This is a genomic window from Shouchella tritolerans, assembly GCF_025770735.1.
Lineage (GTDB): Bacteria > Bacillota > Bacilli > Bacillales > Bacillaceae_D > Shouchella > Shouchella tritolerans.
Genome location: NZ_JAODPB010000004.1, coordinates 128,951 through 140,972, shown reverse-complemented (window position 1 = coordinate 140,972; position 12,022 = coordinate 128,951). Strand labels below are relative to the sequence as shown.

General features: G+C 47.6%; 11 protein-coding genes. All 11 read left to right on the top strand.

All coding sequences use genetic code 11. The features are described 5' to 3' along the window. The first annotated feature begins 170 nt into the window (after positions 1 to 170). Entirely contained in the window at positions 171 to 938 is a 768-nt protein-coding gene (locus tag N6H06_RS14840; RefSeq protein WP_011247047.1) for a DUF3388 domain-containing protein, read from the top strand. 21 nt (positions 939 to 959) lie between these two features. Continuing rightward, positions 960 to 1,868 carry a helix-turn-helix domain-containing protein gene (locus N6H06_RS14835; protein ID WP_212953788.1) on the top strand — a complete coding sequence of 303 codons (909 nt, stop codon included), beginning with the start codon at positions 960 to 962 and terminating at the stop codon, positions 1,866 to 1,868. Positions 1,869 to 2,023: 155 nt separating this feature from the next. Then, the gene (gene pgsA / locus N6H06_RS14830) at positions 2,024 to 2,602 is read left to right on the top strand and encodes a CDP-diacylglycerol--glycerol-3-phosphate 3-phosphatidyltransferase (RefSeq protein WP_062750628.1); all 579 of its coding nucleotides are present in this window, start codon (positions 2,024 to 2,026) and stop codon (positions 2,600 to 2,602) included. 13 nt (positions 2,603 to 2,615) lie between these two features. Further along, entirely contained in the window at positions 2,616 to 3,869 is a 1,254-nt protein-coding gene (locus N6H06_RS14825) for a competence/damage-inducible protein A (protein ID WP_263707430.1), read from the top strand. Then, the gene (locus N6H06_RS14820) at positions 3,866 to 5,479 is read left to right on the top strand and encodes a DEAD/DEAH box helicase (RefSeq protein WP_062750624.1); all 1,614 of its coding nucleotides are present in this window, start codon (positions 3,866 to 3,868) and stop codon (positions 5,477 to 5,479) included. The genes N6H06_RS14825 and N6H06_RS14820 overlap by 4 nt, the downstream gene beginning before the upstream one ends. A 236-nt stretch (positions 5,480 to 5,715) precedes the next feature. Continuing rightward, positions 5,716 to 6,768, top strand: a complete 1,053-nt coding sequence (gene recA, locus N6H06_RS14815; RefSeq protein ID WP_062750622.1) for a recombinase RecA — start codon at positions 5,716 to 5,718, stop codon at positions 6,766 to 6,768. Positions 6,769 to 6,966: 198 nt separating this feature from the next. Further along, entirely contained in the window at positions 6,967 to 7,959 is a 993-nt protein-coding gene (locus tag N6H06_RS14810) for a metallophosphoesterase family protein (protein WP_062750620.1), read from the top strand. Beyond that, the gene (locus N6H06_RS14805; protein WP_263707519.1) at positions 7,946 to 9,382 is read left to right on the top strand and encodes an AAA family ATPase; all 1,437 of its coding nucleotides are present in this window, start codon (positions 7,946 to 7,948) and stop codon (positions 9,380 to 9,382) included. Before N6H06_RS14810 ends, N6H06_RS14805 begins: the two co-directional genes overlap by 14 nt. Continuing rightward, positions 9,379 to 9,633, top strand: coding sequence for a hypothetical protein (locus tag N6H06_RS14800; RefSeq protein ID WP_062750616.1), 255 nt, complete (start codon positions 9,379 to 9,381; stop codon positions 9,631 to 9,633). The genes N6H06_RS14805 and N6H06_RS14800 overlap by 4 nt, the downstream gene beginning before the upstream one ends. Continuing rightward, positions 9,623 to 10,285 carry an AAA family ATPase gene (locus N6H06_RS14795; protein ID WP_263707429.1) on the top strand — a complete coding sequence of 221 codons (663 nt, stop codon included), beginning with the start codon at positions 9,623 to 9,625 and terminating at the stop codon, positions 10,283 to 10,285. Before N6H06_RS14800 ends, N6H06_RS14795 begins: the two co-directional genes overlap by 11 nt. Positions 10,286 to 10,424: 139 nt before the next feature. Then, positions 10,425 to 12,002 carry a ribonuclease Y gene (rny, locus tag N6H06_RS14790; protein ID WP_011247037.1) on the top strand — a complete coding sequence of 526 codons (1,578 nt, stop codon included), beginning with the start codon at positions 10,425 to 10,427 and terminating at the stop codon, positions 12,000 to 12,002. Positions 12,003 to 12,022: the final 20 nt, after the last annotated feature.

Genomic DNA, 12,022 nt, shown 5'->3' with positions numbered 1-12,022 from the left:
TGTGAACAGGCAGTTTTTTTACAAAAAACGGCGGTTTGTTTGGCGATTTGCGGAAATTTGCAATTTTACATAGGAAAATACTTTCCTTTTAGTAGTGTATCCTATATCATAGACCCAAGAAGAATAGCTGATTTGGTCCATTTTTCACACTTAAGAAAGGAAGTGCCGCGGTGAAAGAATGGTATTTTGAGTACCAGCTCCACGAAAACCGCCCGGGGATTCTCGGGGATATTTCTTCTCTTCTTGGCATGCTGTCCATTAATATTGTCACAATTAACGGCATTGACGACACGAGAAGAGGCATGCTTTTGCGCACTTCTGACGATGACAGCGTAAAAAGGTTTAAAGCCATCTTACATACAATTGGCAACGTAACAGTTACAAAGTTCCGCGAGCCCCGAGTTAGAGACCGATTGGCGATTCGTCATGGTCGCTATATCGAGCGAAATGCCACGGAGAAAAAAACATTTAAGTTTATTCGCAGAGAGCTAGGGCTATTAGTTGATTTTATGGCTGAATTAATGAAAAAAGAAGGCCATTATTTAATCGGCATTCGCGGCATGCCGAGAGTCGGCAAAACCGAATCGGTAGTAGCAGCAAGCGTCTGTGCGAACAAGCGCTGGAGCTTTATTTCTTCGACGCTTCTTAGGCAGACTGTGCGGAGCCAGTTGGCTGAAGATGAAATGGATGGGGACAACATTTTTATTATTGACGGCATTGTGTCAACGATGAGGGCCACTGAAAAGCACCGTATGCTTGTTGACGACATCATGCGGCTTCCTGCGGTAAAAGTGGTTGAACACCCTGACATTTTTATCCGTGAGTCGGAGTACGAGCTTGAAGACTTTGACTGCATTATTGAATTGCGCAATGACGATAGTGAGCAAATTACGTATGACGTCGTCGAGCCAGGCTTTTCTTCATTTGACATAAGCTAAAGTTTGTAGGTAGGTGTGACCATGTCAGAATTAGGGAATTACTTAAAAGAGACGCGTGAGGAAAAACAGATCACGCTTGATGATCTGCAGCGTACGACCAAAATTCAAAAACGTTATTTGGCAGCGATTGAAGAGGGCAATTTTGATACGCTCCCGGGCATTTTTTATGCGCGGGCATTTGTCAAGACGTATGCAGAAGCGATTGGCCTTGATGCCGATGAAGTGCTGGAAACGTATAAAAACGAACTGCCCAATCCGCAAACGGAAGCAGTTGATTTGCCTTCACGCTCTGAACGGGTAAAAACAAGCGCACGTACAACGCCTTCAAGGCCAGGAAAAGGCCGTGGGAAATCGCTGGCTTCCATTTTAGTGCCGATTCTACTCATTGCTGCTGTCGTGCTCGTCGTCGTTCTTATTTGGAACGTGAGCGGCCGTGACAGCGGAGGCGAAGTTCAGAATGAGCAAGAAGCCGGGCAAACAGATACGTATGATCCGCCTGAGAATGCTGGCGATGAAGAGGAAGGCGAAGGAGCAGCTGACAAAGACGAAGCTGGCGAAGACGAAGCAGCTGACGAGGAAAGCGGAACGGAAGAAGAGCAAACAGATGCAGAGCCTGAACTTTCATTAGAAGAGACATCTGGCAACGTCTCCACTTATATCCTTTCAAACGTGGAGGCAATTGAAACGCTCAAAATGGAAATGGGAGAAGGCTCCTATGTGCAAGTCCGTGACCGCGATGGGCAGGCAATTGAAGAAAACGGCGGAGACTACAAAGATGACTTTGAGCCAGACGTGAGCGGTCTTGACGCCCTTGAGCTTAATATCGGCAACGGTTATGGAGTTGAAAGGGTGGAAGTGAACGGCATTGAAGTCGAACTCTTGGAAACGGATCACCAATATGTGACCATTACCGTTGAAGAACAAGAATAACCAATCGTTCCCGGCTTAGTTCCGGGGACTTTTTCGTTGTTGTTGTCTTTGATTAAGCGCTGTTTTTTTCAGTACGGTGCCAACTATGGTACAATAAAAAAGTGAGTCCAGACTGGTTTCATGCAAACTGGCAAAAAGGAAGGGACGGGAAGCTTTTGAATTTAGCAAATAAAATCACCGTAGCGCGGATTTGTTTAATTCCGGCATTTATGCTGTTTTTGCTTGTCGATTGGCCACTCGGTGAAACGGAGTGGTTTCAACAGCCTATTACATACAGCATGCTTGTGGCCACAGCGATTTTTATCGTTGCCTCTGCCACGGATTGGCTAGACGGCTACTATGCACGGAAGCTTGACCTTGTCACTAGCTTCGGCAAATTTCTCGATCCTTTGGCCGACAAGCTCCTTGTGACCGCTGCCCTAATTGGGTTAGTGGAAGCGCAGCTCGTGCCAGCTTGGATTGCCATTATCATTATTAGTCGTGAGTTTGCGGTAACGGGCATTCGCTTAGTTGCTGCAGCAGAAGGCGATGTTATAGCGGCGAGCAAACTGGGCAAATGGAAAACGCTCACCCAGATTATCGCTATTATTGCTAGTCTTTTACATAATATCCCTTTTTCAGCTCTTTCATTTCCATTTGCTTCCATAATGCTGTGGATCGCGGCTCTGTTAACGATCTGGTCTGGAATCGAATATTTTGTGAAAAACAAACACGTCATTCTAAAATCGATGTAAGGGAGAGGATGGATTGAATGCAGAAATAATTGCCGTTGGCTCAGAGCTGCTTCTTGGCCAGATCGCCAATACAAATGGCCAGTTTATTTCTAAACAGCTAGCAAGCATTGGTGTCGACGTGTACCGGCACACAGTTGTGGGAGATAACGCGGACAGGCTAAAAAAGGCACTTCAAGAAGCGCACGAGCGTGCCGATCTCGTCATCTTAACGGGCGGGCTTGGCCCGACAAAGGATGATTTGACGAAAGAAACGGTCGCGGCGTTTTGTGGGAAAAGGCTTGTATACGATGAAGCCGCTCTTCATGAAATTGAACATTATTTTAAGCGCCACAACCGTGTCATGACGCCTAACAACAAAAAGCAAGCCTATGTGATTGAAGGCTGCACCGTCCTTGCAAACCGTCATGGCATGGCTCCGGGAATGCTATGCCAGCTTGAAGACGGGAAAAAATTGGCGCTTTTGCCTGGGCCACCGAGCGAAATGAAGCCGATGTTCGTCAACGAGCTTTTGCCTAAACTGTTAGGTGCAACTGAACATACAGAAATCACTTCCCGTGTGCTTCATTTTTTTGGAATTGGGGAATCACAATTAGAAACAGACCTTTTGGACTTGATTGCGACGCAAACGAACCCAACAATCGCTCCACTGGCTGGTGATGGGGAAGTGAAACTGCGCTTGACTGTAAAGCATGCAGATAAAAATGAAGCTGCCCGTTTGCTTGATGAAACGGAAGCATTGATTCGGAAACGGGTCGGTTCATATTTGTACGGCTACAACGAAACGACGCTGGTCAAGGAAACGTTTTTGCGTTTGCAGGCGAGCGGCTTGACAATTGCCAGTGCCGAAAGCGTGACTGCCGGGCTTTTCTCAAGCGAATTGGCTGCGTTCGCTGGCGCATCGGACGTGCTAAAAGGGAGCGTGACTGCTTACTCCAATGAACTGAAGCAGCAATTGCTTCATGTTTCAAGCGCCACCCTTGCTAGCGACGGCGCCATCAGCGAAGCATGTGCGTTGGAAATGGCACGTGGCGTCAAAACACGTTGCGGTTCTGATATTGCCATCTCTTTTACAGGAGTGGCTGGCCCTGGGGGGCAAGAGGGCCACGAAGCGGGCACCGTTTTTCTGGCGCTTCTTTTGCCAGGAGGGAAAGAGCGCGTATACACGCTGTCTTTATCCGGAGGACGCAATGCCGTACGAATGCGGGCGGTGAAATTTGGCTATTTTTATTTACTGGAAGAATTGAAAAGGAGCAATGGTAGTAAATGACCTATTTTACAGACTTTGATATTTCGGACCAAGTGAAACAAGCAATCCAAGATATGGGGTTTGAAGAACCATCCCCTATCCAAGAAAAAGCGATTCCTGCTATTTTGACAGGTGGCGATGTAATTGGCCAGGCGCAAACAGGTACTGGAAAAACAGCTGCTTTTGGGATACCAGTTGTCGATAAAGTGACCGAAGAGCGTTACATTCAAGCGTTAATTTTGACGCCAACAAGGGAATTGGCCATTCAAGTTTCCGGAGAACTGCAAAAGCTATCGGCTCATAAACGGATTCGGACGTTGCCGATTTACGGCGGGCAATCAATCGGCCACCAAATCAAAGCGTTGCGCCAAGGAGTGCAAGTAGTGATTGGTACCCCAGGGCGGATGCTTGACCATTTGCGGCGTGGAACGCTCAAGCTTAATTCGGTCCATACCGTTGTCCTTGACGAAGCCGATGAAATGCTCGATATGGGCTTTGTCGATGACATCGAAGCGATTCTAAAGGAAGTCAATCAAGTTCGACAAACGTTGTTGTTTTCTGCCACGATGCCGCCTGCGATCCGCAAGCTGTCACGAAAATACATGAACGATCCGAAAACAGTGACGATTAATAAGGGCGAGGTGACAGCGCCTTCGATCAACCAAGTTTATTATAAAGTATTGGAGCGGAATAAAATTGACTCCCTTTGCCGCATCATTGATAGCGATGATGTGGAGCTCGGCATTTTGTTTTGCCGCACGAAAAAAGGCGTCGCTGAATTGACAGAAGCGCTCCAAGCAAGGGGCTATCTTGTTGATGGTCTCCATGGCGACTTGACACAATCTCAGCGTGATGTGGTCATGAAAAAATTCCGCGACTCATCGATCGAGTTCCTCATTGCTACAGACGTAGCTGCCAGGGGCATCGACGTGGAAAATGTCAGCCATGTAATCAACTACGATATTCCACAAGATCCTGAAAGCTATGTGCACCGGATTGGGCGTACAGGGCGAGCGGGCCGGACAGGCGCAGCGATTACGTTGGTGACACCACGGGAGATGAAGCATCTCCGTTCTATTGAAAAAGAAATCAAGATGCACATTCCGTCAGCGAGCGTGCCGACGATTGAAGAAGTTGTTGAAAAACAGCAAAGCTCTTGGAAAAACTTAATCGAGGATACAATTGAGCAAGGTGGCAAAGAAATGGAGTTGTTCTTGCCCCTTGTAGATGAAATTCTTGCTGAGCAAGACCCTAAACAAGTGGTTGCGGCGCTATTGAAATTAAAGTTTTCGACAGAGACGGCAACCGAAGATGCTGGCTACAGCTTTGGTGACACAGGCGGTGCCAAAGGAATGGTCCGCTTCTTCATCAATGTTGGGCGAAACGTCAATTTGACGCCGAAAATTCTTGGCGAAGAGATCGGTCGCCTTGTCGGCATTCCTGTCAAATCGATTGGCCGCATCGACATCTTTGAAAACTTTTCCTTTGTCGATGTACCAGAAGAGGCTGCGCCATTTGTGTATGAAGGCTTGCGCTATTCCCGTATTAATGGAGCGCGCGTCAATCTTGAACCTGCTAAGCCTCGCCCGAAACGGGAGCGGCGCACGCCAGCAGGCTCACGCCGTTCATAGACTCCTTGACCAAAGCTTGCTGGGTTGCTTTGGCCACAACACGTAGTATTTACAGTCGGAAAGGCCGGGTTCCGCCCGGTCTTTCCTATTTGTCGTAAAAAAAGACGAATAAATGTTCGCAAAAACTATTGGCAAACGAAGCAAAACGCGTTATGATAGACTCATGCGAAGACTTACAACATTGTCCCTTACATGGATAACGATAGAAATGAGCGAATTGACAAGGAGAGATGAACATGAGTGATAGAAAACAAGCGCTTGACATGGCTTTACGCCATATTGAAAAACAATTTGGCAAAGGCTCTGTCATGAAGCTAGGTGAACAGGCTGAACAGCGCGTATCGACGGTCTCGAGCGGCGCCCTTGCCCTTGATATTGCCCTTGGTGTAGGCGGCTATCCAAAAGGAAGAGTCATTGAAGTATATGGCCCGGAATCTTCCGGTAAAACGACCGTTGCCCTCCATGCAATTGCTGAAGTGCAGCGCAATGGTGGCCAAGCAGCTTTTATAGATGCTGAGCATGCCCTTGATCCTGTCTATGCGAGCAAACTAGGCGTTAATATCGATGAGCTCCTGCTGTCCCAACCTGATACAGGCGAACAGGCACTTGAAATTGCTGAAGCGCTCGTCCGCAGTGGTGCTCTTGATATTATTGTCATTGATAGTGTAGCTGCGCTCGTGCCAAAAGCGGAAATTGAAGGGGAAATGGGCGACTCGCATGTTGGCTTGCAAGCACGCTTAATGTCACAAGCGCTTCGGAAATTATCAGGAGCGATCAATAAGTCGAAAACGATTGCGATTTTCATCAACCAAATCCGTGAAAAAGTCGGTGTTATGTTCGGCAATCCAGAAACAACGCCAGGGGGGCGCGCCCTTAAATTTTACTCGTCCGTCCGCTTGGAAGTGCGCCGTGCCGAGGCGTTGAAGCAAGGGAATGAGATTGTCGGCAACCGCACCAAAATCAAAGTCGTCAAAAATAAAGTAGCTCCGCCTTTCCGTTTAGCGGAAGTCGACATTATGTACGGAGAAGGCATTTCCAGGGAAGGTTCGATGCTTGACATTGCGTCGGAACTCGATATTGTCGAAAAAAGCGGTGCTTGGTATTCTTACAAAGGCGACCGCCTCGGGCAAGGCCGCGAAAATTCAAAACAATTCTTGAAAGAAAACCCGGAAATTACCGCTGAAATTGAGCGTTTGATTCGTGACCACCACGGGCTCGACGGGGAAGCGAAGCTGGAAGAGGCAGCTGAAGAACAAGCTTTTGAAGATGTGCCTTTAGATTTAAAATAAAGCGAACAACATTTACGAGGCTCCCGAACAGAGTCCGCTGATAGACGCCCATACAAGAGGAGGAAAGATCTGGCCTACGCCATGTTCTTTCCTCTGTATTTGAAAAAAACGGGATTTCAGTGGCTGCAACCGTTGAGGGGGCTTTTTTTATAAGGATTAAGAAGCAGTTTCACTTGCAAAAGGAGCCGACGGGATAAAATGGTCACGTTTTTATATTTTACCGATACCCATATTCGGGGGACAGCGCCTAAAAACCGTTTAGATGCGTTTCCAGAAACAATGAAACAAAAGCTTACAGAAATAATGGCAATTGCCGACCGTGAACAAGTGGATGTGCTTCTTCACGGCGGTGATGTTTTTGACAGGCCTGACTTATCGCCAAGCACAGTTGGCCAATTCGCACAAATTTTCCGGGAAGCGCCAGCGCCCATATACACAATTTCCGGGAACCATGATACATTTGGTCATAACCCAGAGACGGTGTCACGGACGATGCTTGGTCTCCTTGATGCGTTTGGCATTATGAAGCTCGTCCATCCTGGCAAGCCGATTTTGATCGAAAAAGCTGGCGTCCGTGTGCAAGTGTCTGGCCAGCCATACCATTACGAGCTCGACCAGCGTGACCCTAAGCTAGACTATTACCCGATCAATGAAACAGAAGCAGATGCGATGATCCACCTTGTCCATAGCATGCTCGTCGAAAAAGCACTGCCTGATGGCATTCCTCATACGCTGATTGACCACATTTGGGGAACGAGCGCCGATGTTATTTTGACAGGGCATTACCATACAGGCTTCGGCATTAAAGAGCAAAACGGCAAATTTATCTGCAATCCAGGTGCGATAGCGAGGATTAACAACCATTGGACAGAAGTAGAACGGCTGCCTAAAGTCATTATTGGTACCGTGACAAAAGAAGGCATAACGCTACGGGAAGAGACGCTGACTGTCGCTCAAAAAGGCAGTGACGTGTTGGACAGGGCTTACGTCGAAAAAGCAAGCCACCAGGAAGAAAAACTTCACGCCTTTGTCCAGCAAGTGAGAGAGCAGGCCGATTTCCAAACGCTGCAAATGGGTGAAATCATTCGCGAGCTTGCCTCTTTGCAAGGTGTGGAAGACAAAGTAAAACAGGAAGCGCTAAGGCGGATGACAGTCGTGGAAGAGCGCTGGGAGCGTGATGAAACTGAATAATATTGTAAGCGTCAGGCTTGAAAATTTCCAATCCCATTTAGATAGCACGCTGCAATTTGACAAAGGTCTAAATGTCATTGTTGGCCAATCTGACAGCGGCAAGACTGCCGTCTTGCGGGCAGTTCGCTGGGCATTGTTTAACCAGCCGAGGGGAACAGATTTCATCCGTGTCGGTGCGGATTTTGTCCGTGTGACGATCACAATGGACTCAGGACGTCTCATCATCCGCGAGCGGACAAGCTCAAAAAATCGCTATATCTTAAAAGAGCCAGGAGGGCAAGACTTGGTGCTTGAAGGGTTTGGCAGCCAAGTGCCTGAAGAAGTGATCCAAGCCCATGGCATGAGGCCGTTCCGAATCGATGGCGATAATGAGTGGCATTTGCAAATTGCCCAGCAGTTAGATGGGCCCTTTTTGTTGGAAGCGCCAGGATCGCTGCGCGCCAAGACAATTGGCCGCATGAGCGGTGCCCACTATTTAGATATGGCGATCCGCGATACCTCTAAAGATGTGTACGGACTTAGCCAACGAATCAAACAGAAACAAGCAGAAGTAGAGGAAGCCAAAACGGCGCTCGCACCATTTGATGGGCTTGAGAAGGCGAAAGCGAAACTGGACAAAGGCTTTGAAAAATTGCGGCTAGCCAAAGCTGCCCAGGAGAGGTTGGCGAAGCTGAAGCAATGGCATGCCCGTTACATAGAGCTGACAAGAGCCAAAGCAGAGGCCAATAAACAAAAAGCAAGTGTAGCCCAGCTTGCTGATTGGGAAATTCGTTATGAACAGTTGCGTGCCCTGGCCGTTAAAAGCAAGCGCCTTAGTCAGTTGGCTGAACAATGGACACGGCTCGAAAAAGACAGTAGTACTTGCTCCTTATGGCTTTCAAAAACAGCCCAAGTAGACAGCGCTTATAGCCTTCACCAGGCCATACGAAACGAGGCGGCTCGTTATGTGCGTCTGACAAATCTTGAGCAACAATGCCAGGCAATAAAGGACAATGAGCAAACATTGACGAAGGCAATGGCGCAAACAGCTTTTGTGCAAAGTTTAGACAGGAAGCAGCTTGTACGAATGGAAGAGGAGCAAGCCAAAAAAGAACGGCTCGAAAAACTTGCACGCCAGTGGCAGCAAACGAAGCACGAATATACATCAGTGAAGGCCACCAGTGCAGAATTGAAAGGGACAGAGCAAGCAGCCCAACAGTTAAACGAGGCGACTGAAACGACGAAGCTTTTAATGAAGTTAAAGGATTATAAAAGGCAGTTGGCAGAAGTGACAAAACGTGCTGCTGACGGACAAGCGTTTGTGAAAGAAAAGCTGGCTGAGGAAAAGCAGTTGAATGATCGTTATACGAAAACACTAAAAGCGCTCGGTATTTGCCCGACTTGTGGGCAAGCGATTAATCATGGAGGGGAGCATCACGGATGAACAGTGTCGAACAAGATTTGGAAAAAATGAAACAAGCTATTGAAAAGGCAAAAGACGTCCGCTACCGGGCTGAAGCAAAGCTTGAAGAGTTAGAGAATCAAAAGCAACGGCTGTTAGGTGAATTAGAGGAACTTGGCGTGAAGCCAGAGGAGCTTGAACAAGAGATTCAACGTTTAGAAGACAGCATCACACGTTCAATGGATGAAGCATGGTCCCTTATTCCAAAGGAGCTTGTTAGCCGTGAGCAGTGAACGGGAGCTGGAGCAGTTAGAAAACGCCCTCCAGCAAGCGAGAGACCAATGGATGCGCCTTGATGAAAAGAAGCGGATGTTGCAAGAACGACTTGAAGCGGCTGAAGCGGAACTTGTTCATATGGAAGACACGATCGATACGTACGAAAAGGCGCGTGTTCTTTTGCAACAATCAGCGGAATATGCCAGGGAGCAAGCCAAACAGCAAATGGAGACGTTGGTGACAAATGCGCTCCAGTACGTATTTGGACCGCTTGTCTCATTTGAAATCGAATTAGAAGAGCACGGCAACCGTGCAGTTGCGGACATGTACGTCATTTCTGATTATGAAGGCATTCGTGTGAAGACGAAGCCCCAGGACGCCAGAGGCGGCGGTGTCGTGGATATTGTGACATTGGCGCTTCGCGTTGCCTTGATGGAAACGACACAGCCGCGCCAGGCTGGGCCGCTGTTGCTTGATGAGCCAGGCAAGCATGTGTCAGGGGAGTATACCCATTACTTATACGAATTTTTAAAATCGCTAGCAACGATGTTTGGCAGGCAAATCATAATGATTACCCATAACCATCACTTAGCCGAATCAGGCGACAAAGCCTTTTCAGTGTCCATTCGCGATGGACTTAGCCAAATAGAAGAGATTTCCAAACCTTGACATCGCCTGCGACTGAGCGTAGAATAAGAAATGATACAGTGTGTAAAAAAGGCTGTATTTTATGTAAGTTTGACCTGTAATTTAGCAAACGTGAATGCACCGTTAAAACCAACAATTGGATAGCAAGGGAGGTGAAACGATGCCAAGTTATACGTTGAGTCTCTTGGTTCTCTGCCTCATTGTACTTGCTTTCTCTGTAGTTTTTGCAGTTGTTGGATATCTTGTTCGAAAATCAGTCGCTGAAGCGAAAATATCAAGTGCGGAACACGCAGCAAAGCAAATGATTGATGACGCCAAGCGCGAAGCAGAAACGAATAAAAAAGAAGCGATTTTGGAAGTGAAAGACGAAGTCCATAAGCTTCGTAGTGACGCCGAGCGTGAGGTTCGTGAGCGAAGAAATGAGATTCAGAAACAAGAGCATCGTTTGGTCCAAAAAGAAGAGATTCTCGACCGCAAAAGCGAAACTCTCGATAAAAAAGAAGAATCGTTAGAAAAACGGGAGGAATCTCTCGCCAAAAAACAACGACAAGTTGAAGAGATGGAAAGTAAAATGAGCCAGTTGCTTGTTGAACAAAAACAGGAACTGGAACGAGTATCCGGATTGTCACGGGAAGAAGCCCGAATGATCATCCGACAAGAGGTTGAACAAGAAATTGCCCATGAAACGGCTCTTTTGATTAAAGAAAAAACAGCCGAGGCAAAGGAAACGGCAGATAAACGCTCGAAAGAAATTTTGTCTCTTGCCATTCAGCGTTGCTCAGCTGACCACGTGGCCGAGACGACGGTCTCTGTTGTCAATTTGCCTAATGATGAAATGAAAGGGCGCATTATCGGCCGTGAAGGGCGGAATATTCGCGCGTTAGAAACGTTGACGGGGATCGATTTAATTATTGACGATACGCCGGAAGCGGTCATTTTATCAGGATTTGATCCAATTCGTCGCGAAATTGCCCGTTCAGCTCTGGAGAAACTTGTCCAAGACGGACGGATTCATCCTGCCCGGATTGAAGAAATGGTGGATAAATCGCGGCGTGAGGTCGACGAAACGATTCGCGAGTACGGCGAGCAGACGACATTTGAAGTTGGCGTACACGGCCTCCACCCTGATCTGATCAAAATTTTGGGCAGGCTGCGCTTCCGTACAAGCTATGGCCAGAATGTCTTAAAGCATTCGATGGAAGTAGCCCATCTAGCAGGGATTATGGCGGCAGAGCTTGGTGAAGATGTGAAGCTAGCAAAACGTGCAGGCCTTTTGCATGATATCGGCAAGGCGATTGACCATGAAGTTGAAGGCAGCCACGTTGAAATTGGCGTCGAGCTTGCGACAAAATATAAGGAGCATCCTGTTGTCATTAATGCAATTGCTTCGCATCATGGCGACACCGAGTCCACGTCGATTATTTCGACGCTTGTTGCTGCCGCTGATGCATTGTCTGCTGCTCGTCCCGGCGCAAGACGGGAAACACTTGAAACGTATATACGCCGCCTTGAAAAGCTCGAGGAGATTTCTGAGTCGTTTGATGGCGTTGAAAAAACGTTTGCCATTCAAGCTGGGCGTGAAGTGCGGATCATGGTTCGGCCAGATGTCGTCGACGATGCATTGGCCCATAAACTAGCGCGTGACATAACGAAAAAAATTGAGCAAGAGCTTGATTACCCAGGTCATATTCGAGTGACTGTCATTCGCGAAACACGTGCTGTGGAATACGCAAAATAAAGTGGCGAAAGCCACTTTAT

Coding starts and splice junctions, on each gene's coding strand:
- N6H06_RS14835 (WP_212953788.1), top strand. CDS start 960: ATGTCAGAATTAGGGAATTACTTAAAAGAGACGCGTGAGGAAAAACAG.
- N6H06_RS14820 (WP_062750624.1), top strand. CDS start 3,866: ATGACCTATTTTACAGACTTTGATATTTCGGACCAAGTGAAACAAGCA.
- recA (WP_062750622.1), top strand. CDS start 5,716: ATGAGTGATAGAAAACAAGCGCTTGACATGGCTTTACGCCATATTGAA.
- N6H06_RS14810 (WP_062750620.1), top strand. CDS start 6,967: ATGGTCACGTTTTTATATTTTACCGATACCCATATTCGGGGGACAGCG.
- N6H06_RS14805 (WP_263707519.1), top strand. CDS start 7,946: ATGAAACTGAATAATATTGTAAGCGTCAGGCTTGAAAATTTCCAATCC.
- N6H06_RS14800 (WP_062750616.1), top strand. CDS start 9,379: ATGAACAGTGTCGAACAAGATTTGGAAAAAATGAAACAAGCTATTGAA.
- rny (WP_011247037.1), top strand. CDS start 10,425: ATGCCAAGTTATACGTTGAGTCTCTTGGTTCTCTGCCTCATTGTACTT.